This is a genomic window from Microcoleus sp. bin38.metabat.b11b12b14.051 (assembly GCF_013299165.1).
GTDB lineage: Bacteria > Cyanobacteriota > Cyanobacteriia > Cyanobacteriales > Microcoleaceae > Microcoleus.
In genome coordinates, this window is record NZ_JAAFKD010000004.1 from 118,684 (window position 1) to 142,724 (window position 24,041).

The following is a 24,041-nucleotide window of genomic DNA, read 5'->3' on the forward strand; positions in this document are numbered from 1 at the left end:
ATCCCTCCCCAATCAAAAATCTCAAACCCTCTCATCCCCAAAAACTATGGCTAAGCGCATCATCTATAACGAAAATGCACGTCGCGCCCTCGAACGCGGTATGGACATTCTCGCCGAAGCAGTCGCCGTTACCCTCGGCCCCAAAGGACGCAACGTCGTTCTCGAAAAGAAATTCGGAGCTCCTCAAATCGTCAATGACGGCGTAACCATCGCCAAAGAAATCGAACTTGAAGACCACGTAGAAAATACAGGCGTTGCCTTGATCCGTCAAGCCGCCTCCAAAACCAACGACGCAGCAGGCGACGGCACCACAACAGCTACCGTTTTGGCTCACGCCATGGTCAAAGAAGGCCTGCGGAACGTAGCAGCCGGCGCCAATGCGATCGCCCTCAAGCGCGGTGTAGACAAAGCAACCGGCTTTTTGGTCGAAAAAATTGCCGAACACGCCAAACAAGTAGAAGATTCTAAATCCATCGCTCAAGTAGGCTCCATCTCTGCCGGTAACGACGATGAAGTCGGCCAAATGATTGCTAACGCAATGGACAAAGTGGGCAAGGAAGGCGTAATTTCCCTAGAAGAAGGGAAGTCTATGACCACCGAACTCGAAATCACCGAAGGGATGCGCTTCGACAAAGGCTACATTTCTCCCTACTTCGTCACTGACACCGAACGGATGGAAGCGATTCTAGAAGAACCCTTCATCTTGTTGACAGACAAGAAAATCGGCTTGGTACAAGACTTAGTACCAGTGCTCGAACAAGTAGCTCGTTCCGGCCGCCCGCTGTTGATCATTGCAGAAGACATTGAGAAAGAAGCTCTAGCTACTCTCGTTGTCAACAAACTGCGCGGTGTGTTGAACGTGACTGCTGTAAAAGCACCTGGTTTTGGCGATCGACGCAAAGCCATGTTAGAAGATATCGCCGTATTGACCGGCGGTCAACTAATCACCGAAGACGCCGGCTTGAAACTCGAAAACACCAAGCTCGACATGATCGGCAAAGCCCGCCGCATCACCATCACCAAAGACAGCACCACAATTGTTGCCGAAGGTAACGAAGTCGCCGTTAAGTCCCGCTGCGAACAAATTCGCCGTCAAATGGACGAAACCGAATCTTCCTACGACAAAGAAAAACTGCAAGAACGTTTGGCCAAATTGGCTGGCGGCGTCGCAGTCATCAAAGTCGGCGCAGCTACCGAAACCGAAATGAAGGATCGCAAACTGCGTCTTGAAGATGCCATCAACGCCACCAAAGCTGCTGTCGAAGAAGGCATTGTCCCCGGCGGCGGTACAACTTTGGCTCACCTGACTCCTCAATTGGAAGAGTGGGCGAACGCCAATCTCAAGGGCGAAGAATTGACCGGTGCTTTGATTGTGGCACGGGCTCTGGCTGCTCCTCTGAAGCGGATTGCTGAAAACGCTGGTTTGAATGGCGCTGTGATTGCTGAGCGCGTCAAAGAAAAGCCGTTCAACGTTGGTTTCAACGCAGCGACAAATGAGTTTGTCGATATGTTTGAAGCTGGTATCGTTGACCCTGCAAAGGTAACTCGTTCTGCTCTGCAAAATGCTGCATCTATTGCCGGCATGGTGCTGACAACCGAGTGTATCGTCGTTGACAAGCCTGAACCCAAAGAAGGCGCTGCTGCTGGCGGCGGCGGCATGGGCGGCGGCGACTTCGATTATTAATCGATAGTCGATCGTTCTTGTGGGGCGGGCTTTAGGGCCCGCCCTGTTATTTTGGTAACGGTTCTTAGCATAGGCATAACTTTAACAGCGAGATTAACTAAACGCTCAATCTATACCCCTCCATTCCTTTTATTCAAAACGCGGTCATACCCAAGGGCCTAATACTGCGTTGATGTTAAAACTCGCGAGGAATGTTAATATGGCTAAAACAACTGTTTCCTTTTATCGACAGGGGAATGCTAGCTCACCTAGAATGGATCATGTCAGACCCAATAAAGATATTACCGTTTATGAACAGCAAGGTGAATTATGGGTTAAGCTTAATTTAGAAGCAGAAAGCTTGCCAGGAGGAATGTCTCGATCGGAAGGAATATCAACTTTTGAGACTCCAGGCTCAGGAAAAAATTGGTGGAGATTAGACCTCGGCAGTGAGATTCCACCAGAACTGGAATTAGTGAATGACCGTGCCGGTCATTGGTTATTCCAGCCAAGCAGACCCATGCTTCTAGAGCAATACAAAAAGGCACTTCAACTTATAGGGACATTGTTCAAACTAGAATAAGTTGGTAGTAGGTTGGGTTTCGCTAGGGAAACCCAACCTACTAATATAATTAATACTACCTGGGATTATTTTTTAGATCGTGTTACCTGAATTATTAAAAAAATCGTCTGGGTTTTGGGCGTTTTTAGTTAAAGTTGGGCGAGTAAGTATTTATTTATTGGTGGCAAGGTAACTAACATGAATCTATCATTTAAAGATTTAAGGTTTATTATAGAAGCCATTGAGCATCAAATCAATGCCTATCAAGAACGTCTGCAAGTCATTGAAGATGTAGATGAGGATGAAGATGAGGCTGCCGATCTAGGCAACGATATTAAGTTTTTAGAGCTTCTATGCAGAGACATAACAAAAACTTTAGATCAGAACAGTTCAGTCAGGCATTTAAGTTCTCATGACAATCTTTCGCTAGATGCGAATGATACATCTTCCGAAAATTCAAAAGACTTATCTTTTCAAGCATTAGTGAAATTATCACTCAAATTATCAGTGAGTGAGCGATTGTTCCTGATAGATGCAATTACCGCATCTGTGCGTCAGGAATTGACAATGAGCCAATAATTATCCGAATTATTAAGAGGTCAGGCCAATGTCAACCACCATCACAATTAGCCCCAGTGAAATTCGGCAGATATTTCAGCCCCGCACGCCCAGCGCTTCACGGTTGTGGGAACTGGCTCAAAAAGCAAACACTTTAGCTGTAATAATTGAAAGTCCTTGGGAAAAAATTCCTGATGAAACGCGAGAATTACTTAAAACATTTGCCTATACTCTAATTGAACCGCCTCAAGGAATTACTGTGCTGAAATTTTTTGAGGGTTTGTTGGACGATTCACGCCCTTTTTTCGGTAGCAGCGATTTGACTTTAGCTGATTGCGTTGCTGGAACTGTTGTGCCTTCGATGTCTTGGGTTGGTGTTCACGCGAGAGGGTTATCCTAAAATTAAAGCTTGGTGCGATCGACTCCTAGCCCGTCCCTCATGGCAGCAAACCCAAGTAACCGAGGCAGAAATGGCAGCTTTCGCATCAAGGAGACAAAAATTTCTCGCACAAGCTGAAGTCTCATGAATAAATCTACTCTGGCTCGATCGCTCTTTTTTCTAGCTGTGTTCGCCTGCATCCAAATTCCGATTGTAGCACTGGCGCAGCCTGCAAGTCGATCGGGCTACGAAACAATTAACGCCAAGCAGTTCATTGCCGATCGCAAAATCAACGTTTCCAACCCCAAAGATATCGCAGCCAAACTCTTTAGCCGCGACACAGAATCTGAAGGTCGAAAAAGCGACCAAATTTCAGTCGAATATCCCACGCGAGACACCGCCGTAATTGTTCAAACGGTCATCGGTTTAGCTGACGATTCTGTGGCCGGAATGCGACATCGCATCGAGCTAAAACTCACGCAAAATAAATGGGAAATTGTCTGGATTGGCCGACAATCGCAATGTCAACCAAATCGCGGACACCAAAATTGGGCAAGCGGGCGCTGTGTGTAAAATTAGGTTTGTAGTGAGGACTTTAGTCCTTCTTAAATGCGGACTAAAGTCCTCACTACGAACCACATTTGATAGCACAACCATATCAAGGAACGCGGGAACAAGCACTAGCTTCAAATTCTGGCGTAGCCTCGGCCCCTCCACAGCCTCTTGGGCGGGGCGGGCGATCGTACTGTATTTAATTGGTTTGTAGTAAGGACTTTAGTCATAATTGACTTAAAGCCGATTGAGAGGACTGAAGTTCTCACTACAAACCGATCAAACTTCTTAGTTTACTTGCACATGATCAAGTTTCCAGCCGAGATGAATCCGGGTACAGGGGCTGAAATCTCAACCCAATTGCGGTCTTCTCCATTCTTGTCTTTCACTAACTGGAAATTCGGCACAAGCGTCACTTGACCGTTAGCCGGTACGCCACCTTTAACCGCAGCAGTCTTTGAAGGCTCCGCGCGGATGGCTAGACCCTTCGGCGCTACGCGAGGTTCTACTTGGCGGCACAGGCTTACAGGGCCTGTTGCAGGCGCTGGCGCTGGTGCTGGCGCTGGTGCTGGTGCTGGTGTCGGTGCTGGTGCTGGTGCTGGTGTCGGTGCTGGTGTCGGTGCTGGTGTCGGTGCTGGTGTCGGTGCTGGTGCCGGTGTCGGTGCTGGTGCCGGTGCTGGTGCCGGTGCTGGTGTCGGTGCTGGTGCCGGTGTCGGTGCAGGACTTGGACGCGGCGTCGGTGCCGGTGTCGGTGCAGGTGCAGGTGCTGGTGCAGGTGCTGGTGCAGGTGCTGGTGCTGGTGCTGGTGCTGGACTTGGGGAAGGAGCTTGACTAATTGTGCACGAACCTAAATTAGCCTCGTTGTTGGGGTATCCGGTAGCTACATACCCCTTTACGGGAGCGGTAATTTGAATCCAGAGGCGGCCGTCGGAGGCTTTAACAGAAGTAGCGCCTTGGAACAGCGTTACCTGAGTATTCATTGCTACACCGCCAACTCTAGGGGATTTGGGGTCTGGGTTCTGGCGAACCGTCAAACCTTCTTTGGGAGTGACTTTGCGGCAAAGGGTGTCAGCCTGGGCTATTTGAAAGGTGGCGCTATCTTCAAAGGAAATATTTTCAGCATCCTGACTGGTAGTGGATGTTGGTGGGGTGGCAACACCGATCGCAGTCGCCTGCAAACTTCCGGCTACGATCGCGATCGCGCCCAGCAATGCAGCGGGTTTGTTCCAGCTACTCAAATTTTTCATCCGTTCAACTCCTCAATCTAATCAAAACCATTATCTTTATTGCAGGTCAATATAGCAAAAAAATTGATTTGTCTTCCAGAAAATTCTGTAATTAACACAATACTGCGCGTAAGTCAATTTTTGTTTTATAAATTAATATTTTAGAGATTTAAGCGCGGAAAAATTAAGCTGCTGCGCCATTGATTCAGTTGACGGTTGACAGAAGAGCAAAGTTGAAGGGATGAGGGCTAGCTCTACCTGGAACCAAGAGGATTGGACTCATCAATAGTCTGATTTTAATTTCTCGCTTACAGGGATTCGCTTGGTTCCAATTCTTTCTAGTAAATTGTTCGTTATCCTAGAGCGGGGGAAGCCGAGAGTCGGAGAGTCTAGAGTCAAACATCAAGAGTTTCAATCTTGCCAGAGGCGATCGCACCTTAATTAAAATTACCCCAAAGAGCGCAAATTGCTAGCATTAATTGAATTCCCCTAATCGCGGCTGCGGAGTCAATTGTTGAACCGCCAATAACAAATCTAAAATAAAGTGTTGAATCCCAAAATCTCGGCTGTGGAGTCAAATCTAAAATTTAAAATCGTTCGACTGAGCTAAGTCGAACTCTAAAATATAAAATAGACTCGCTTTCCTTGCTTCAATCTATCAAAAGACGGATTTTTTATCAGAAGTCGTGACTGGATAAGCTCTATCTAGAGAATGGTTTAGCCGATCGCCCAAATCGAGTAGAAATAGGATGTAATCTCTCATATTGTATTCTATGAAACTGAATTATTTTACCAAACGGCTTTCGACTGTCGGGCGCTATCTAGCTGCAACTGTGCTTTGCGTGTCAGCGATGGCCTTTGTGTGGCAGGGTGCGTTTTTCTCGAACACCGCAGCAATAGCCTCTCCTGCTGTAAGCTCGATCGCAGCAGCAGATTTGGGAGATAAAGTTCAAGACAAAGCCAGCACAGATGCGGGACGAGCCAAGAATTTCATCCGAGATACAGAAGAGAAGGTGAAGGAAACAGCTAAGAAAAATGCTGCTAAAGTCGATCGAGCATCAGAAGATGGTAGTGTAGTAGAGCGCAAAGCCAAGAAAGATGCAGCCACGATCGAGAAAAGAGCAGAGGAAGATTCAGCTCGCACTCAGAAAGCAGTAGATAACACAAAGAATGCTGTAGAGCGCGCTGTTGACGGCATCAAGGATGCCTTTAGCAAGTAGACAAGAAATCAGATCGAGTTCCCTCGCTCCACCACCAAAAAACAGGTTCGTAGTAAGGACTTTAGTCCTTCTTAGAGGTTCGTAGTGAGGACTTTAGTCCTTCTTAGAGGTTCGTAGTAAGGACTTTAGTCCTTCTTAGAGGTTCGTAGTGAGGACTTTAGTCCTTCTTAGAGGTTCGTAGTGAAGACTTTAGTCCTTCTTAGAGGTTCGTAGTAAGGACTTTAGTCCTTCTTAAAGGTTCGTAGTAAGGACTTTAGTCCTTCTTAAAGGTTCGTAGTAAGGACTTTAGTCCTTCTTAGAGGTTCGTAGTAAGGACTTTAGTCCTTCTTAGAGGTTCGTAGTAAGGACTTTAGTCCTTCTTTCTTGCGGACTGAAGTCCTCACTACAAACCAATAAGATCGTTCAGTTGGCAGATGATACTCTGGTTTTTTCGCCTAATCTGAACGATCGCAAATGATTATACTGAGCCAAATTGACAGCAAGCCACAGACTAATCGTAAAACAGATCGCCAAGAATTACTTAAAACTGTCGCAAAAAGCGCAAATCGCTAGCATAAACCCGGCGAATATCGTCAATTTCATAAAGTACCATAGCGAACCGCTCCACCCCAAAACCCGCCGCAAACCCAGTATACTTTTCGGGATCTAAACCGACTCCTTGAAGAACATTCGGATCGACAGCGCCGCAGCCCAAAACTTCCAGCCATTTACCGTTCCACTGCAAATCAACTTCAGCAGAAGGTTCTGTAAACGGAAAGTAACTCGTGCGGAAACGAATCGGCAAATCTTGCCCGAACATTTGGCGCAAAAACTCTTTAATTGTACCTTTCAAGTCAGTAAATGTCAGATTTTCACCAATTGCCAAAAGTTCAATTTGATGGAAAACTGCCGCGTGAGTAGCATCAACAGTATCGCGGCGGTAAACGCGGCCCGGAGACACAATCCGAATCGGCGGTTTGTGCTCTTCCATGTAGCGAATTTGCACCGATGATGTCTGAGTCCGCAGCAAGTCGCCACCGGGCAGATAAAATGTATCTTGCATATCCCGCGCCGGGTGGTCGGGCGGAGTGTTGAGCGCCTCGAAGTTGTAATAATCGGTTTCCATTTCCGGGCCGTTGGCGACGGTGTAGCCGAGACCGACAAAGATATCCAGAGCGCGGTCTATGACGGCGTTTAAGGGGTGAATTCTGCCTTGGGGGCGAAAAATCCCCGGCATGGTAACATCAAGGGTTTCTGAGGCTAATTTGACTTTAATTTGAGCGGTTTGGAGGGCGGCGCGCTTGTCTTCTAAGTCGGCTTGTAGGGCTTCTTTTACAGTATTGGCGATCGCGCCTACTTTCGGCCGCTGATCTGCCGAAAGTTTGCCCATCATGCCTAAAATTTGAGAGAGTTGACCTTTTTTGCCGAGGTAGCCGACGCGCAACTGTTCGAGTTGTTCGAGGGTATTCGCAGTTGCGATCGCACTTTTGGACTCTTGGCCCAGGCTTTCTAGTTGAGTTTCAATGTCGCTTAGTTGGACAGTCATCTTGATTTTAGATTTTAGATTTTAGATTTTAGATTGATGGCAGTTTTGGGCCAAGTTGAGTTTAGCGCAATTTTGGTATGACTGAATGGTAGATTTTAGAACGAACAGGGGAGGAGCGACGCTGCGGGCGATCGTTCAACACACTTGGGTTAGGTGTGGTCATTGCGAGGAACGAAGCAATCGCAGCATCTATTTGTGACAAGGTTATACTCCCAGGAATCTCCGATCGTAATTTGTATTGGAGGCGATCGTTGCTACTGCTTGTACCGAGAGCATTTTTGCGATCGATCGGGCGATCGTCAAATTCGATAACACACGCTCATCAAGATTCCGGCTAAAATAATGAACTGCATTTATATCCCAGCTTTTCCAAATTCTGCCAATTCATCAACTCAATAGTTTCCAACTCCGCCAAACTCAACTCATCTTTCCAAGCATTAATTCCCTTAATTCCCACCGGCTCTAAAGTATTCGGATGCCACATTATTTGACTGGGCGGAACTAAACCTTCAGCAGCATTCTTGTGATAAAATTCCAGCATCGACTCCTGAAAATCTACTCCCAACCACTTGCAAATTTTAGCCAACTGTACTGACGGCTCCCTCACCAAATCTTCGTAATAAACCAAATAAAACTGCTCCCACTTTTGATGATACTTTTCAATAATTTTCACAACTTGATTCCACTGGTGCGTCAGTTCTTCTACCGTTTTTAGCCCCGGCCACACTTCGCCCCTTTCCTGTTTTTTTGCTACTAATTTTTTGACAGAATTGTAACAATCCCGAAAATCTCGCACAATCAGAATCACCTTAACTCCCGGAAAATATCTCCTGATTTTCCCTAATTGATAAATGTGAAAAGGATTCTTGTCTCCCCAAATCGAAGCTGTCGGATCGAACTGCTGGCGGTAAGTTTGATAAACTGTATAAACTGCTTGAACGTAACTCAACTGCTGGTTGTTTGTCAAGTTATTTAATAAAAGCTCTCGGTCAAAATTCCACTCCCCAAATCGGTGAAAATTGTTATTGTAAAGGTCATTTAAAAAATCTTCGATTTGAGGTCTTAAGTCGCTGACAGTGCCGTATTTCGACTCCAGGGCGACAAAGAAAAGACTTTCAGGGGGAATGCAGATATCTGAATGCGCTGTGAGCATTAAGCGCAGGAGAGTTGTCCCCGAACGTTCGGCGCCGATGATAAAAATTGGACTTGATGCGGTTGATGGGCTGCTGGGTGAATTTGAGCGATCGCCCAAAAATCTGATATTATCAATTTTGCGATCGACTTGCTTGGGACGCAAGCGAAATTGACCGACCAACTCCACTCCCAACTCCAATTTATCGTCAAGTTTGCGACGGACGAGCGCCTGTTCGACAGCCGCATGGCATAATAATATCTGCTCGACCCGATGCTGGCGAGAAATATTTTGCTGGTGGATGCGATAATAGTAAAGCGGTTTGTTGAGTTTTCTAATTTCAGTAACTTCGCTCAGCCGCAAGCACAATTCATAATCCGCAGCACTGGCAAATTCTAGGTCAATACCACCGCAACTATTGTAAACCGAACGGCGAATCAGGCGGAAGTGAAAAACCATCGGATCTACTAACAGTTGTTCTGGGGAATAGGGGATTTTGCACAGTTCACCTTCACCGCTAACGCAGTCGTTTTCGTCTATCAGTAAATAGTTGGTGTAAACAAGTCCAACTTGAGGATTTGCATCTAAAATAGAGACTGTTTCTGCGATTGCTTTCGGGGCGAGCAAATCGTCACTATCCACACAGCCGAAGTAGGGAAATGCAGTTTCTCTAATGGCAGCTTTTAGGGAATAGCTGAACCCTCGGTGTTCGGCGGCGAGGACTTTGATTCTGGAGTCGAGTTTGGCGTAGCTGCGGGCTATATTGAGAGAGCTATCTGTGGAACCATCGTCCCAAATCAAGAATTCAAAGTTGGGATAGGTTTGAGCGAGAACGCTTTCTATGGCCGCCCTGAGGTAGCGTTCTCGGTTGTAGACAATCATCACAATAGAAATGGGAGTCATGTATCAATACGCTTGGGTTAACGCTTTCTTGTCATTGCGAACGTCCGCGTGAAGCAATCGCAGTAACCGTAGGGTGCGGATAGGTTGAAAATCCCTAAATTAGACAGGCAATCTCTTTCTCGACGCACCTGAAAAACTAACAAAACAAACTTAATATTTCTAGTTTAGCAACAATTTTAATAAATGGTATTATTTCTTAGTCCGCGTCCGGCGGACATTGTATGTATAGTTGCGGTTTCAACCGCCGAATCGAATATTTAACTTATTTTTTTATTCTGGCGTTTGTACAGAAAAAATCGACTAACGATATCTACTTCTAATTCAAATCTCTCGCTCAACCCCCGTCTTTCCAGCGCTTGTGCAATAGCTGACTGAGATTCAAGAATTTGGTCTAGTTGCTGTTGAACTGTATGCTGGGAATGTTGGCGGTAGTAGTAAAGGGGTTTGTTGAGGTGATAGAATTGGGTAACTTCGGATAGTCGCAAACAGAAATCGTAATCTTCAGCGCGGTTGTATTCGGAATTAATGCCGCCTATTTGATGATATAATTCGTGGCGAAACAGGCGAAAGTGAAAGGTCATGAAGTCTACTAACAGCCTGTCTGGAGAGTAGGGTATTTGGCTGCGGTGTCCCAGTTTTTTTACTTGAGTTTTTTCATTAATCATTAGATAGTCGGTGTAGACTGCGCCAATTTCTGGCTGTGCGTCTAATACGGCTGCGGTTTCTTGGAGGGCGGTGGGTGCGAGCAAGTCGTCGCTATCCAGCCAGCCGATGTATGTTCCTTTGCAGATTGTGTGAGCGGTTTTGAGGGCGATTCCTCGGCCTTGGTGGGGGGCGGCGATTACTTGAATTCGCGTGTCTTGCTGTGCGTATTTGCGGGCGATGGTGAGGCTAGAGTCGATCGAGCCGTCGTCCCAAATTATCAGTTCAAAGTTGGGGTAGGTTTGGGCGAGAACGCTTTCTATGGCGGCGCTGAGGTATTGTTCTCGGTTGTAGGTGGTGGTAATAATGGAGATTGGGGAGGTCATTGGGGATTTCTAAGCCGTCGGGCGATCGCACTTTCGGTAAACAGCTTTGATGTTTTTGGGTTAAATCTGATGTTAGCAGAGGTTGGAAGGAATGGATTGTGCGATCGGGCGCTTTGGATGAGAAGCAATGGGCGATCGTAACTGAAAGCTTCATTCGGCTGATTACTATTAGAATTGTTAGCAGCAGTCAACTGATTGTTTTTGTCATAGGTGTAATTAGTTACCCCCATCTACATCAGTAATCCTCAGCCGTCACATTCTCTCTAATAGTCTAGTCTCCTCCTCCAACAACTTTTCAGCGACTTCAGCCCCATATACATGGGTTAACAACGTTGGCAACCATTTATTTCGAGTGATATCGGGGGGATTCACATCACAATCTACCAGAAGTAATCGCAAACGCTCAAAAAAACCATACACCTGCTTGTCTAAATCCGGGACAGATCCTCGAATCTCTTCGATAAACTCTGGAGGCCCACCCAGCAATCCAAAACGTTCATGCGATCTCATCAATCCCCACTTACCTTGGGATGAATAGATAACACTATCTAACTCATAAGGATTTATATCCAATCTCGGCCCAATTAGCTGATCTTCTTCTGTTCCAGCGTAGCCCTCAAGAAACTCTGATAATGGGATATAACAGTGAGCGGGTCCATACTCTGGGCATCCTATCGATATTAGTGAGATATAGCAGCCAGTATCACCTAAATTTACTGCTGCGTTAATGAGTGCTTGAATTATTAGAAGGTCATTTTCATCTTCACAAGGATAGATAATTGTGCGTCCTATCACCTGTGATGAGAAAGGTTCGTTAAAGGGATTGTCGTTCACAAAAATTTTCCGAAGGAAAGGCTCTGCCTCTAAATGAAATTCATCTTTAGTGAGGGTGTGCATATGAGTAGTTTTGTGTTTGAAAGTATCAAATCCCACAAAGTTTATTTTATTACTGCCTTTGTCGCAACCACCTGCCTATCCCATCGCCCACCTTTTGTATTAGCTCAGGTATAATTGGAAATTGAATCGGGCGATCGCACTTTCGGTAAACAGCTTTGATGTTTTTGGGTTAAATCTGATGTTAGCAGAGGTTGGAAGGAATGAATTGTGCGATCGGGCTTAATCATATCTCGCTCAAGGGCGATCGGTTGCAGCGCCAGCGAAAAAACAAATCCTTGACAAGTCATATTTTCACCCAATATCGCTCCACCTTACTCAATATTAATAGGCGGTGGAACTCCCCAAAGTTTGACAGTAGTGTCTTTACTTCCGCTAGCAAGTGTTTGCCCGTCTGGACTGAAAGCAACAGTATAAACACAGCCCTTATGATCGATTTGACCATAACCATCAAAATAAGTAATGCCTGATATTTTCTCTAAGTCCCACAAACTGATGAGATAATTAACATCACCACCTCCGCCTGCCAAAGTTGTCCAATCTGGACTAACTGTAGCCGATACAATTTCTACCTCGGTTGACATAGTGCGGATAAGTTTCCCAGTTTCGGGATGCCAAAATTTGACACTTTTGTCTTGCTCGTGAACGCTAGCAAGCATTTGTCCTGAAGGATGAAAACGCACGGCAAATACTAGACCACAATTAGCCTCTAAAGTGCGAATTTCTGTTCCAGATTCCAAATCCCATAACTTAATAGAAGTATCAGCACTAGCACTAGCTAAGGTTTTCCCATCGGGGCTAATAGCAACGCTTAAGACAGTGTGATTGTGACCGATAAGAGTATGTATTACCTCATAAGTATTGAGATCCCAAACTATAATAGTGCTGTCGGCAGCACCGCTAGCTAAGCGTGTACCGTCTGGACTAATTGCAAGGCAAAGTACAGAACAAGTATGACCTGTGAGGGTGTGGATAACTTGACTCGTGCTCAGATTCCAAATTTTAATGGTATTATCAGCACTACCACTAAGCAAGGTTTTTCCGTCTGGACTTGCGATCAATGAAACCACCGCATCTGTATGTTCTGTAAGAGTGCAAATTTCTTGTCCAGTATTCAAGTCCCAGATTTTGATAGTGCGATCGGCTCCGCCACTAGCTAGAGTTTGTCCATCGGGAGTAAAAGCAATAGCATAAACTGAATCTGAGTGACCTCTGAATGTTTTTATATAACGAAATAAAGCATAGGAATTGTTGTTTTGAATGGCTTTTAGTATGATTTCTCTATCTTCTTCCTCCCGTTCCCGCTCTCGATCCCTATCGAAATAATTCCAGATATACTCTGAAGGTAAATGCAAATGTCTAAAATCTTCGCTAATTCTATTTTCCCACATAGATAAGATATGATCAAAAGGTCTGGAAGTTTCTATGAATTCGTCTGAGTCAGAAGTTTCTAAAAATTCTGACGAGCCTGAAGTTTCTATGATTGTATATGAGTCGTAGGAAATATTAGCTCTTTCTTGAATATTTGCCAATGATATTATATCTATTTCTTTATCACTCTTCGAGAGACAAGTAAAGGTATGGACTAGACAGGAAGGGTCTGGACAAATGGATATAGGTAAAATTTTATAAGATTTTGTTCCCAGGCAAAAATTGCACACAAATTCCCAAAAATCGCGACCCACATGGTAAATTCCTCCATCAAATTCAGGGCAATGCACCCAGTAGATATCGCAGCTATAGTCAGACTCACTATAAGTTTTAAGATCGAAAATGGCTATGTATGTCCCGCCATCCTCCCCAAACACAAAAGCCCCTTTAAGTAAATCTGCTATTGATTCTAGATTCATATTTTTTTCAAGTTCTTCTAAGGAATACCAGAGACGATTTGTAATTTCATATTGAATAGTTTCCAGCGGAAATTGATGAAAGTAATGAGAGCGTATAGGGCTGTAAATAATAATAAATTCGCCGAACCTTCCGCTTCCAAAAACTTGAGAAAGTTTTTTATAATCTTTGGGTAATTTAATATTGTTTGTTGTTTCAAATTGCAGCATCTCTTCTTCAGTTAAGCACTCTCCTTGCTCATCAAATACTTCTAGATGTGCCAGTAACGATTGCCATTTTTGCATAATGCCCTCCAAATCTTGCTTGAAATTAATTTGTTAACTTGAACTCGATGAAAGAAGGGGCAGATAGGATGTACTGAGTTTCCTCTAACTAAGGTGAAATCTCAAATTCACCTATGGTCTAACTATCGAACCCGTGTGTTATCACTGGAAGCTTTAACCTATGACTAGGAGGAAGAAACTCGGCTGGATTTGGGATATTGGGTAGAGTAAAGCTAGCTTCCGATGGAAAAAATGTTGCCTTTGCCGTTAATGAAGTAGGTCTAATTCTTGGAGTAGTAGGTTGCTGATATTTCAGAGAGACTTGATAAAAAAGAGTCAGTTCCGTTAAGCATTTAACGCGATTCATTTTTGTGAGCGTTGTATCTACCAGTGATTCAAATTGAAACCAGGGACTATTATAATTAGAGTTTACCCATGCGTTCTGAGCAAACACATTATTCAGTGAACCCTTACCACCCAATAAACCTGATACAATATGTCCTTGATGATCGTCCGTCAAGATGCCCAATACGCTTGGGCGATTTTTGGGATTTGCATCTGTCCCTGTTCTACTTCCAGAATATTCTATAACAGCTAGGGTTTCATCACTTGTTATGGATACATTAGACGGGTTTTTGTCAACATCTTTTTTAACATCCTTGATATCGTTGGCTGTTTTACTTTCAGTGCCGACATTATACCTGATCTTTCGTACCTGATCTATTACTTTCCCCGAAAGACCAAAGGGATCTGTTGAATCAATAGGACTATTTTTCACATACCGATAAAGATTAGCATCCCCCCCATCAAACCCAACAGAATCCTCCCCAATAAACCTCCCAACACCCGCATCATAATACCGACTCCGATAATAACTCAACCCAGTCTCAGAATCCAACTCCCGCCCCGTAAACCCATACCGACTCCCAAACGCAGCATTACTCTGAGACACAACCTGACCAAACGAACCATAAACAACATGATTCGCCACACTCCCGCTATTATTCACCCAATCCTTCACCGTCCCCAACTGGTCACTCAAAGCCCACAAAACACTTCCATTTGCACTCTCCTGCGCCAAAATCTGGTCAACCCCAGTCCCATAAAAATACCGCTTATCCAAAACAGGCTGATTTGACCCCGAAGCTGTAAAATCAAACAGCACATTATCCCTATCATAAACAAACCGAGTCTCAGCATTCCCCACCTTCTTACTAATCCGACGGTTCATCGCATCATACTTAAACCCAACATTCTGAGTAACATTTCCCGCCGCACTCTGATCAACAACCCCAGCCAAACGATTGCGATAATCCCACTGATACTCAGTCACATTATTACTCGCAATCTCAGTCCTCTTAATCAAATTCCCTTCATCATCGTAAGCATAATTGTACTTACCATTCGACTGCAAACGGTTATTACTTCCCGTCTGATATCCCGAACTATTCCGATTCCCATTCGCATCGTAACTAAAACTTTCATTCGGATTGTTGGCGTTAGAATGGTTAGCAACAGTCAACTGATTGTTCTTGTCATAGGTGTAATTAGTTACCCCATCTGCATCAGTAATCTTAGTAATCCGATTCGCATTATCGTAATTGAAGCCATAAGAAACCCCGCTACCGTGACTCAGAACATCCAAACGATTCTTAGCATCATAAGTGTAAGTAGTTCCCCTCACCAACTGACTGCCACTTAAATCAGAATACCGATTCACAGACTTGATTTGACCGATATTATCATAACCAAAATTCACCCGCTTCGATGCCACACCATTACCGCTTTGAGTAACTTGGCTAACCCTGTTTAAATTGTCGTAAGTATAAGCAGTAGTTCCCTTCGCTGCACCGTTAATCGTATCGCTGACAGACAGCAGATTGTCTCCGCTATCGTAGGTGTAATTCAACAACACATTCGGTACACCAGGAGTTCCTGTATTGTCAACTCCTATTTTCCGTCCTTTTAAGTCATAACTAAACTGGTAAGTCGAATCAGGGTCTTTGACAGATGTTAGCTGATTTGCCGCATCATAAGTCGAAGTAATGCTGCGAATAGGATTGCCAGTATCGTTCAGCCAATTTTCCGCTGTTTCCCGATTTAGGGCATCGTAAGTAAAGGAACGAACGCGGTTATTGCGGTCACTAACCTTAGTGCGGTTGTTGGCTTTATCGTATTCAAAGGAACGAGTTTTATTGAGTTGATTGGTTTCTGTTTTTAACCGATTTCTGCCATCGTAAGCGAAACTTGTCTTATTTTGCAATGGGTCGGTAATTGATAAAACATTGCTAACTTTATCATAGGAGGTGGTGGTGGTTCCAGATGGAGTCAAAGCATCAGTGATTTTGGTTTGACGATTTCTGGCATTATAAACAAATTGAGTCTTGTTATTATTCCCGTCAATTTCAGCAGTAACGTTCCCAACCTTATCGTACTCAGTCTTGCTCGTACTGGCAACAGTCGATGTTGCCCCCTCAATCACAGTATTTCGTCTTCCCAACTCATCATACTTGTACTCAGTCCGATTACTATTCGCATCAACTTGAGCCTTTAATTGATTAGCAGCATCGTACTCAAACCGAGTAACTTTCTCACTAGGATCAACCTCCCGGATTAACCGACCCCGCGCATCATAAACTTTGTTAGTACGATTCCCCTTAGCATCCAAAGTCGCCGTTTGATTGTTATCCGCATCATACCGCATCTTCTCCACAGTACCATCAGGATTCACCGTCTCAACCAAGCGATTCCGAGCGTCATATCGATACTCAGTCCTCCGAAGCAACGGGTCAAGCATCCACACCTGATTCCCATTCTTATCATACCCATAACTCGTCACCGGAGAACTCAGCGGCCCGCTACCATCCGGGTCAGGTGCAATCTGTTTTACCAGATGATTCATCACATCATACTGAGACTCAGTTCGGTTGCCATTTTCATCAATCACCGCCGTCTGATTCCCATCACCATCATACTCAAAAGTTTGTGATGCCTCATCTGCTGTTCCAGGAGCAAAAATTGTCTTTTTCAAGCGATTCATCGCATCGTATTCGGACTCAGTGCGGATGTTATTTTCATCAATTACCGCCTTTTGATTACCCGCAGTATCGTATTCAAATTGTTGCACCGCTTCATCAGGAGTTCCCTTAGCAACAGTGATTTTAATTAACTGGTCTCGAGCGTTATAATCGTAATCCGTCACCCGTCCGTTGGGGTCAGTTTCAGTGTCGATGAGATGCTTGTTGGTGTAGGTATAGCTAGTAACCACATCATCACTGCCGCCAACAGCACCTACCACCTGCGTCATCTTTCGCCGACTGCCAGTAATCGGGTCTATTTCGTAAAGAGTTTGGCGGCCTAATTCGTCAGTTTCACTTGTTACTTGGTTGAACACTGAATCGTAAGTATAACTACGCTTGCCAGTACCACCTACCTGTTGGTTTCTCACAGTATTATTGAGACTGACAGAAATGCCGTTATAGCTACTCAAGACCATATCTAAGTCACCATCTGAGTCAAGGTCTTCTAATCCCACCGATGGTTGGTCTGTAGTACCAGCACCATTGCTATTATCAGTTGGACTTGCTAATATACCGCTGCCATTATTTAACATGACACTCTCAAAACCGTAACCGCTGCCGGAAACAACCACATCTAAATCGCCATCTAAATCCAAATCCCCTATCGCTACAGATTTAGGTTCGATATTAGATCTAAGTGGGTAATTAATTGCTGCATTGAAAGAACCATTGCTATTACCCAATAATACAGATGCTACCGATTGGTTTCCGCTATCTCTACCAGCCGTAACGATATCATTTATGCCATCTTTATTGATATCTTCTACAGCTACGCTTCTCACCTGAGAAACAACCGTGAAATTACTTTGAGCAGCAAAAGTGCCATTCCCATTACCCAACAATACTGACACCCTGCCAAGGGAATCATTAGTTCCATAGGGACTTGCAGTAATAATGTCTAAGTTGCCATCCTTATTTATATCCTTCAAAATTACAGCTTCTGGTCGAGAATTTAGCGGTAGATCTGTTCGGGAAAAAGAGCCGCTGCTGTTACCCAAAAGCACTGATATATTGCTGTCAGAAGAATTTGCTGTAACGATATCGTTCCTGCCATCCTTATTGATATCTCCCACAGCTACGGATGCTGCCCCATAACCTACTGCGTAATTAGTTTGAGCAGCAAAATTACCATTGCCATCGCCCAGTAATACTGATACTGTACCGCTAGAGGGATTCGTCCCCCCATAAGGACTGGCAGTAACAATATCGTTTTTACCGTCGCCATTGACATCCCCTACAGCTACAGAGTTTGAATTGTTTGCTGCGGGGGAATCTTTTTTCGGAGCCAATGTACCGTCGCCATTTCCGAGTAGCACTGATACATTATTAGCATAACCATTGGCAGTAACAATATCGGGATTTATATCACCATTTATATCTTTGATTATTGCTGCATTAGTATATGACCCAGCTTGATAGTAAGTTTTAGCACCAAATAACTGGCCGTTGTTATTTGGGGGTGTTTGAGGTGTACCGGAAAGGGAATCTGAAATGCTTTTGACATTCCCTTTAGCATCGTACTCGTAAGAAGTAGTATTGCCCCGCCCGTCGGTTCTTTTCGTCACCAACAAATTCGGATTCCGCTCAAACGAAGGCTTCAATCCCCCACCATCTTTTGCCGAAACAACTTGTCCGGTTTGGTCGAGAATCTGAGTAACTACTCCACCGCTACCGTCAGCATAACTCGCTTCTACTGCCCCTAAAGGTTTAGCTACAGGTGCATTTAAAGGATTAGTTGTATCCTGTTCCCGATAAAGTCCTTGTACCTGTACTGGTGCCACCTGCAACTGCGAACCGTCCTTGCGAATTCCCCCGATCGCCCTACCTGCAAAGTCGTATAATGTTTGTTCGGAAAATCCCCGCTTGTCTACTTCTTTTGTGATGTGCCGCTGCGCGTCATAGCTAAACGTCCGCGCTGTGGTATCGGGGTCAACTATCTTTTGCAAGTTGCCTGCTGTGTCGTATTCTAACTTGGTCAACCGTCCTGCTGGGTCTTCTATTTGACTGACTTTACCGCTGGCATAGGTCAATTTGGTAATCAACCCAGCTACGTCGATGATTTGGGACAATTCATTTGATGAATTGTAATTATATTTGGTTTCGTTGCCGTTGGTTTCTTTGACTGAAATCAGGCGTTTGCTGGTATTGAAACTGTAAACAGTCTTGTCAGTTAACGTGCGACGAAATGTGCCGTCTGCTAGTTTCTCGAATTTGGAGAAATCTCCTGGAGGAGATACGTACCCTCCCCCTGCTACTGTGGATTTGTCGAATACCAATTCGCTGCCGTCACCGTCAATCAATAATAATGAAGAGTCGGAATTTTCTACTAATTCTTGCCATCCAGCAATCCCCCAACCGCTGCCGAAGGGACTGTTGATTGTGTTGACTGAAATGAATTTGTCTTTGGTATCGGTTGATGAACCTGCAAATATACTGCCTGTAAATCGGCGGATGCCGCTGTTAATTGTATAGTCGTACTGACCGGAAGGTAAGGCACTCATATCGACTTGCAATGCTGCGTCAATTGTACCTCCTGCTTGAGGCATTGACCAGAAGTGTTCGCCTCCTGTCAAACTGTATTGAGTGCCGGAATATCCGGGTATTTGATATTTGAATTTGCCTGCATCTACGGTGAGTTTGGCAACTAATTTTTGGGCTGTATCGGCGGGGGCGTTGTTGTAGCCGAAGTGGACTATTGGTCTGGGGTCTGCCCTGAGTGAGTCGTAGGTTAGGGTTAGGCTGCGGCTTTCTCCCATTGATTGGTAGGGTATGAGGTTGTGAGTTTCTATTACTGCCCCGGAGTGCATTTCTACTTCAGAAGTTAAGCCTCCTTTTGCTTTGCATTCGTTGCATTTGTCTTTGGGGTTGCGGGGGTCTTGACTGGGGTCTTTGGGTGCTGGTGCGGGTGGGGCGAAGAAGTGCCAACTACTGTTGCGGATGCCTCCTGATATGGTTTCGATGGTGGTGCTGTCGGTGCTGACTTTGCCGACTCCTACGTTGTCGAAGAAGCCTGTGGTGGGGTTAATTGACCACAAGTCCATTGTGGTGCCTGGTGCGTATCCGGCGCGGTTGGGCAAGGAGAGGGGTGCTGGGGTGGTAAATACCATGTCTCCTGGCTGGATGGTGACTACTAAGTCGGTGTGCAGGTTGGGCGGTAGGGCGGCGGGGGTTAGTTCTGTGGGGACTTGGGTGATGCTGAGGTTTTCGGTGTAGGGGTTGCCGTCGCTGTCTTTGAGGGTACCTGCTTTGACGAATACTGATGCTTTGGGTATGGCTGCTGTGGTGACTGTGGTGTCGGCTGTTGGGTTGATGGTTTTGCTGTTGGCGGTGTCGATCGGCGGCAGGTATATCGGACGGGTGATAACATTGTTGACGTTGGTGTATGCTTCGTGTCCCAATAACAGCGGCAGTTTTTCGGCTATGTAGGGATAGTTGTCTTCTCCTGTGATGCCGTCGCCGAAAATTTGCAGGGTGTTTGGCGGTACTATTTCGGGAATTCCTAACGCTGCTAAGTAGGGAAATTCTAATCGCTTAATTTCAAATGAACCGTCGGCTGCTGTTACTACGCGGATGTCGCCGAGTCCTACTAAAACTCCTGCTAGGGGTTCAGTATTGGTGTTTTTGATGACTCCTGAAATGCGGGTGCGGCCGACTGTTGATGGGGTGACGTTGACTGTGACTGGTTTTGTGGTTTCTAATTCTCCGTCGCTGGCTACTACTGTGAAGTTGTAGGTTCCTATTTCTTCGGGGGTGGGGGCAATTTCTAGGGTGCCGTTGCCGGAAATTTTGCCCGTGGGTAGCGGAGTAGAGGATTTGATGGTAAAGCTGATGGGGTCGCTGTCGGGGTCGGTTGCGCTGAGGGGCAGTTTGAAGGTTTCTCCGACTTTGACCTCGATGGTTTGAATTGTAGCTAAGTTTGGGGCTTGATTTGCCCCGCCGGCAAGGGCGGTAGCAATGAGGGAAAATTTCTCAAAGTTGGGATTGTTGATGGTTATTTCTACGGAGTCGGAAATCGCTCCGGCATCCAATCCTCCTGCGGGAATTGCACCGCGCAAGTTGATGTAGGGTTTGCCGTTGCTGTCGGTGCCGTCGGGGTTTTGCAGGGTTACGGATGTTGGTAAGTCGGGGAAAATTACTGCTATGTTGCGCGAGACGGGGCTGCCTGTGTTTTGTACCTGTACTGATGCTTTGTAGTTGCCGGTGGCTGGGTCTAACTGTACTTGAGAGAAGTTTACTTTTAAATCGGGGGCTGCTGTCAGGTTGCTGGTATTGAGACTGCCGCTGCTGCTGGTTTTGTTTGGCGCTGCTACAAAAATCGGGCTGGCGGTACCTTCTTCATCGATGGTGTTGGTGAGGTTTTTGATTTCTACGGTGCTGCCGGTGTCGGTGTCGCTGTCGGTTAATCTGAACAGCAGATTACCGCTGCTGCTGTTTGTCAAACTGGTTAAATCGATTTCTACGGTGTCGCCGCTGTAGCGCACTCGTCCGGGTATGAATTCGGCTTTGCTGCCGGCTAGGGAAAATAGCGGTGTTCCGGGGCTTCCTCCGTCGAGTAGGGTTTGGTTGGGGTTGTTTGGGGAAACTAGGTAAATCTGAAATAAGTCTTCTATTGCTGATGTTGTGTCTGTTTTGTCGAAGTCGGCTTTGAGCTGGAACCGCAGGGTGCGACTGCCTTTGGTTTGTCCTAATTGCACGGGCACTACGGCTTGGACGAGTTTGCTGTTGCGTTCGGCCAAAAGTACGGTGTTTGTTGATGTTGCTGCCCAACCTGTGGTTTCTGGGGGGACGATGGTGAAGTTGTTGGTGACTTGGAAGTTGATGTTTTGAGATGTTTGGTTGCCGGCGATATCTGTTGCTTGGATGACGGCGGTGTGGCTGCCGGTGGTTAGCGGCGAACTCGGAGGTGGGGAGTCAAACTTGCCACTGGTTTCTGGGGTGATGGTGTTGGGGCTACTGCCATCAACTGAGGATTGCAGATTGGACAGATTTGTCGTGATGTCGGTTGTGGTACCGATAAGTCGGACTGTACTGCTGTGGTTGCCTCCGGGAATTGGGGTCAGCAGGGTGGTTTGGGGTGCGGCGGTGTCGAGGGTGAAGTCGAGGCTGAAGGTGTCGGATGTGTTGCCGTTGTCGTCGGTGGCGATGAGGCGCAGGGTATGATTGCCATCTGTCAGAGGGTTGCGGCGGATGGTTTCGAGTTGGGTGCGGCCGAGAGTGAAACAGTTGCAGCTATTGATGAGGGAGGTGATGTCGGTGAATTCGCTGGCGGGGGTGTCGTCGAATCCGGCGCGGAAGCTGGTTATGCTGCTGTTGTCAAAGGCGATCGTACCGCCGATCGCCGGATCTGATCTGATACGATCGCCATTAGATATTCCTGTATCGTTGGTTAAGTTGGCTCCAATAACAGGCGGTGTCGCATCGTTGGGAAGTTGGCTGCTGGCGCGACTCGCTGGTATTGCTAATTTTTCGCCTGTTAAGATGTCGCTGCTTGCTGCTTCTGAGGGTAATGTATTTGTGGCTGGGCTTAAGAATTGCGATCTTAAAAGTTGTGCAAAACTATTGCTAACTTCCTTGTTTTCTGGGCTAAATATATTGACGATAGATGCTTGTAAAACGGGGGGGGGGTAATGCTGTTGAAAGTGTCGGCAGTGCTTGATTTTAATAAGGTATGAGATGTTAATCGATTAATTGCCGTGAATTCCGAATTGAGCTCGAATGGGTTTGTGGGAGGCAATAAAAGGTTAGGAAAATATTTCATGTTTTCTTATTTTTGTTATTATACAAAATGGCTATCAAAAATTGAACTGACTTATAATAATCAGCAGTATGTCATTGTTAGTCGATTGTTGTGTGAACCTGCAATATCTCTTAACAAACCCAGCAGTAAGTCGATCGCCCTTACAGAATGACAATCAACTTAAAAAACTTGTTATACAGGAGTTAACGGGACTTAAATATTTTGCGATCGCCCGATCGGAATCTAGTTTAAGATTGTTATCAGGCCTCTAAAAATTTTAATGAAACTTTTAATTAGCAACGACGACGGCATCTTTGCCCAAGGCATCCGCAGCCTCGCCAACGCTCTCGCCGCTGCTGGCCACGAGGTGAGCGTAGTTTGTCCCGACAGAGAGCGCTCCGCTACCGGACACGGCCTCACCCTGCACCAACCCATCCGTGCGGAAATTGTCGAATCTATTTTTGACCCCGCAGTCAAAGCTTGGGCTTGTTCGGGGACTCCCGCCGACTGCGTAAAATTAGCTTTGTGGGCTTTAGTTGACAAACCGCCGGATTTTGTACTTGCTGGTGTCAACCACGGGCCGAATTTGGGCACGGATATCATCTGTTCGGGGACGGTTTCGGCTGCAATGGAAGGTCTCATGGAAGGCATTCCCAGCATTGCTTTCAGCCTCGCTAGCTATACTTCGCAGGAATTTGGGCCGGCGGTGGATTTCGCTGTGAGCTTGCTGTCGCAGTTGGAAAAACAGCCAACGCCCAAGCCGATGTTGTTGAATGTCAACATACCAGCAGTCTCACAAGCTGAAATTACCGGAGTGGCGATCGCCCGTCAAGGCATTCGCCGCTATTTCGACATATTTCAAAAGCGCACCGATCCGCGCGGCAAAACTTATTATTGGCTAGCTGGGGAATTGTTAGAAGATGTAGAAGAAATGCCCGATCCGTCAGTGTCGCATGATATTCCTACAGATGTACAGGCTATTGCCGACAACAAGATAACCGTTACTCCGCTGCAATACAATCTCACCTGTACTCCAGACTTGCACTCGTTGGGGGATTGGCAATTTCAAGGTTTTCCCAAACAGTGAGATCCGATCGACCCGATTAGAGCGGTAAACTAAGAATTAAGGATAAAGTGCTTCTTCAAGCATATGCCCTAGGCGTTAACGCAGGCTCACTATTGGTTGTTGGTTTTTTACTCAAGAAAAGCAGTTGTCAGTAACTCAGCCCTTTAGGGACTGAGCTTGTAAGAGAAATCGAGCAAGCTGTACTGACCAGACCCCTCGATCGCGAGGAGCCGTTATTTAGGTCACGACACTCCTTGAATGCGACGCCAGTTTTTCGCTCTGTCATCTGCAATTAAACAGTTTTAAAGTCACTGAAACAGTGTTGCAGGTCTAACAAGCCTTTATAACCAGGTCGAGGCCAACATTACCCCGCAAGGGAGAAAGGAGACCACAAGATCTCCATTG

19 protein-coding genes are annotated in these 24,041 nt (G+C 45.8%); 10 read left to right on the plus strand and 9 right to left on the minus strand.

Features of this window, described 5'->3' with window-relative positions:
* Positions 1-46: 46 nt before the first annotated feature.
* The 5 genes from groL to QZW47_RS06595 all read left to right on the plus strand — a co-directional run bounded on the left by groL (position 47) and on the right by QZW47_RS06595 (position 3,735).
* Positions 47-1,684 (plus strand): chaperonin GroEL, encoded by a 1,638-nt coding sequence (gene groL, locus QZW47_RS06575; protein ID WP_293125301.1) that lies wholly within the window; start codon positions 47-49, stop codon positions 1,682-1,684.
* Positions 1,685-1,883: 199 nt separating this feature from the next.
* Complete coding sequence (locus QZW47_RS06580) at positions 1,884-2,246, plus strand: hypothetical protein (protein WP_293125303.1); 363 nt, start codon at positions 1,884-1,886, stop codon at positions 2,244-2,246.
* A 177-nt stretch (positions 2,247-2,423) separates the two neighbouring features.
* Positions 2,424-2,804: a hypothetical protein gene (locus tag QZW47_RS06585; protein WP_293125305.1), complete on the plus strand. Its 381-nt coding sequence runs from the start codon at positions 2,424-2,426 to the stop codon at positions 2,802-2,804.
* A 28-nt stretch (positions 2,805-2,832) separates the two neighbouring features.
* The gene (locus QZW47_RS06590) at positions 2,833-3,183 is read left to right on the plus strand and encodes a hypothetical protein (protein WP_293125307.1); all 351 of its coding nucleotides are present in this window, start codon (positions 2,833-2,835) and stop codon (positions 3,181-3,183) included.
* A gap of 123 nt (positions 3,184-3,306) precedes the next feature.
* Entirely contained in the window at positions 3,307-3,735 is a 429-nt protein-coding gene (locus tag QZW47_RS06595; RefSeq protein ID WP_293125309.1) for a hypothetical protein, read from the plus strand.
* A 272-nt stretch (positions 3,736-4,007) separates the two neighbouring features.
* Here QZW47_RS06595 and QZW47_RS06600 read toward each other — a convergent pair whose 3' ends face one another.
* Positions 4,008-4,961 (minus strand): SH3 domain-containing protein, encoded by a 954-nt coding sequence (locus tag QZW47_RS06600; RefSeq protein WP_293125311.1) that lies wholly within the window; start codon positions 4,959-4,961, stop codon positions 4,008-4,010.
* A 752-nt stretch (positions 4,962-5,713) separates the two neighbouring features.
* Here QZW47_RS06600 and QZW47_RS06605 point away from each other — a divergent pair.
* Positions 5,714-6,160 (plus strand): hypothetical protein, encoded by a 447-nt coding sequence (locus QZW47_RS06605; RefSeq protein ID WP_293125313.1) that lies wholly within the window; start codon positions 5,714-5,716, stop codon positions 6,158-6,160.
* A 520-nt stretch (positions 6,161-6,680) separates the two neighbouring features.
* On the opposite strand, the gene pheS is transcribed toward QZW47_RS06605, so the two are convergent.
* The 8 genes from pheS to QZW47_RS06645 all read right to left on the minus strand — a co-directional run bounded on the left by pheS (position 6,681) and on the right by QZW47_RS06645 (position 21,569).
* Positions 6,681-7,685, minus strand: a complete 1,005-nt coding sequence (pheS, locus tag QZW47_RS06610) for a phenylalanine--tRNA ligase subunit alpha (RefSeq protein ID WP_293125315.1) — start codon at positions 7,683-7,685, stop codon at positions 6,681-6,683.
* Between the two features lie 334 nt (positions 7,686-8,019).
* Positions 8,020-9,720: a sulfotransferase gene (locus QZW47_RS06615; protein WP_293125317.1), complete on the minus strand. Its 1,701-nt coding sequence runs from the start codon at positions 9,718-9,720 to the stop codon at positions 8,020-8,022.
* A 257-nt stretch (positions 9,721-9,977) separates the two neighbouring features.
* Positions 9,978-10,748: a glycosyltransferase gene (locus tag QZW47_RS06620; protein WP_293125319.1), complete on the minus strand. Its 771-nt coding sequence runs from the start codon at positions 10,746-10,748 to the stop codon at positions 9,978-9,980.
* Positions 10,745-10,978: a hypothetical protein gene (locus QZW47_RS06625; RefSeq protein ID WP_293125321.1), complete on the minus strand. Its 234-nt coding sequence runs from the start codon at positions 10,976-10,978 to the stop codon at positions 10,745-10,747. The genes QZW47_RS06620 and QZW47_RS06625 overlap by 4 nt, the downstream gene beginning before the upstream one ends.
* Positions 10,979-11,000: 22 nt before the next feature.
* Positions 11,001-11,681 (minus strand): hypothetical protein, encoded by a 681-nt coding sequence (locus QZW47_RS06630; RefSeq protein ID WP_293125323.1) that lies wholly within the window; start codon positions 11,679-11,681, stop codon positions 11,001-11,003.
* A gap of 68 nt (positions 11,682-11,749) precedes the next feature.
* Complete coding sequence (locus QZW47_RS06635) at positions 11,750-11,932, minus strand: hypothetical protein (protein WP_293125325.1); 183 nt, start codon at positions 11,930-11,932, stop codon at positions 11,750-11,752.
* Positions 11,933-11,956: 24 nt separating this feature from the next.
* Entirely contained in the window at positions 11,957-13,774 is a 1,818-nt protein-coding gene (locus tag QZW47_RS06640) for an SMI1/KNR4 family protein (protein WP_293125327.1), read from the minus strand.
* Positions 13,775-13,892: 118 nt separating this feature from the next.
* Entirely contained in the window at positions 13,893-21,569 is a 7,677-nt protein-coding gene (locus tag QZW47_RS06645) for an FG-GAP-like repeat-containing protein (protein ID WP_293125329.1), read from the minus strand.
* A 100-nt stretch (positions 21,570-21,669) separates the two neighbouring features.
* Between QZW47_RS06645 and QZW47_RS06650 the strand changes: the two genes are divergently transcribed.
* The 4 genes from QZW47_RS06650 (at position 21,670) to surE (ending at position 23,657) form a co-directional block, all read left to right on the plus strand.
* Positions 21,670-21,993 (plus strand): hypothetical protein, encoded by a 324-nt coding sequence (locus QZW47_RS06650; RefSeq protein WP_293125331.1) that lies wholly within the window; start codon positions 21,670-21,672, stop codon positions 21,991-21,993.
* Entirely contained in the window at positions 21,990-22,181 is a 192-nt protein-coding gene (locus QZW47_RS06655; RefSeq protein ID WP_293125333.1) for a hypothetical protein, read from the plus strand. The genes QZW47_RS06650 and QZW47_RS06655 overlap by 4 nt, the downstream gene beginning before the upstream one ends.
* Complete coding sequence (locus QZW47_RS06660; protein WP_293125335.1) at positions 22,135-22,461, plus strand: hypothetical protein; 327 nt, start codon at positions 22,135-22,137, stop codon at positions 22,459-22,461. The genes QZW47_RS06655 and QZW47_RS06660 overlap by 47 nt, the downstream gene beginning before the upstream one ends.
* A 389-nt stretch (positions 22,462-22,850) precedes the next feature.
* Positions 22,851-23,657 carry a 5'/3'-nucleotidase SurE gene (gene surE, locus QZW47_RS06665; RefSeq protein ID WP_293125337.1) on the plus strand — a complete coding sequence of 269 codons (807 nt, stop codon included), beginning with the start codon at positions 22,851-22,853 and terminating at the stop codon, positions 23,655-23,657.
* The last annotated feature ends 384 nt before the right edge of the window (positions 23,658-24,041 follow it).

Excerpts from the sequence above, each read along its gene's own strand:
- QZW47_RS06580 (WP_293125303.1), top strand. The coding sequence starts at position 1,884 with ATGGCTAAAACAACTGTTTCCTTTTATCGACAGGGGAATGCTAGCTCA.
- QZW47_RS06625 (WP_293125321.1), bottom strand. The coding sequence starts at position 10,978 with ATGGGGGTAACTAATTACACCTATGACAAAAACAATCAGTTGACTGCT.
- QZW47_RS06660 (WP_293125335.1), top strand. The coding sequence starts at position 22,135 with ATGCTGCTGTTGTCAAAGGCGATCGTACCGCCGATCGCCGGATCTGAT.
- pheS (WP_293125315.1), bottom strand. The coding sequence starts at position 7,685 with ATGACTGTCCAACTAAGCGACATTGAAACTCAACTAGAAAGCCTGGGC.
- QZW47_RS06605 (WP_293125313.1), top strand. The coding sequence starts at position 5,714 with ATGAAACTGAATTATTTTACCAAACGGCTTTCGACTGTCGGGCGCTAT.
- QZW47_RS06620 (WP_293125319.1), bottom strand. The coding sequence starts at position 10,748 with ATGACCTCCCCAATCTCCATTATTACCACCACCTACAACCGAGAACAA.
- QZW47_RS06640 (WP_293125327.1), bottom strand. The coding sequence starts at position 13,774 with ATGCAAAAATGGCAATCGTTACTGGCACATCTAGAAGTATTTGATGAG.
- QZW47_RS06615 (WP_293125317.1), bottom strand. The coding sequence starts at position 9,720 with ATGACTCCCATTTCTATTGTGATGATTGTCTACAACCGAGAACGCTAC.
- QZW47_RS06590 (WP_293125307.1), top strand. The coding sequence starts at position 2,833 with ATGTCAACCACCATCACAATTAGCCCCAGTGAAATTCGGCAGATATTT.
- QZW47_RS06585 (WP_293125305.1), top strand. The coding sequence starts at position 2,424 with ATGAATCTATCATTTAAAGATTTAAGGTTTATTATAGAAGCCATTGAG.
- QZW47_RS06635 (WP_293125325.1), bottom strand. The coding sequence starts at position 11,932 with ATGACTTGTCAAGGATTTGTTTTTTCGCTGGCGCTGCAACCGATCGCC.
- QZW47_RS06600 (WP_293125311.1), bottom strand. The coding sequence starts at position 4,961 with ATGAAAAATTTGAGTAGCTGGAACAAACCCGCTGCATTGCTGGGCGCG.
- QZW47_RS06595 (WP_293125309.1), top strand. The coding sequence starts at position 3,307 with ATGAATAAATCTACTCTGGCTCGATCGCTCTTTTTTCTAGCTGTGTTC.
- surE (WP_293125337.1), top strand. The coding sequence starts at position 22,851 with ATGAAACTTTTAATTAGCAACGACGACGGCATCTTTGCCCAAGGCATC.
- QZW47_RS06655 (WP_293125333.1), top strand. The coding sequence starts at position 21,990 with ATGATTGCCATCTGTCAGAGGGTTGCGGCGGATGGTTTCGAGTTGGGT.
- groL (WP_293125301.1), top strand. The coding sequence starts at position 47 with ATGGCTAAGCGCATCATCTATAACGAAAATGCACGTCGCGCCCTCGAA.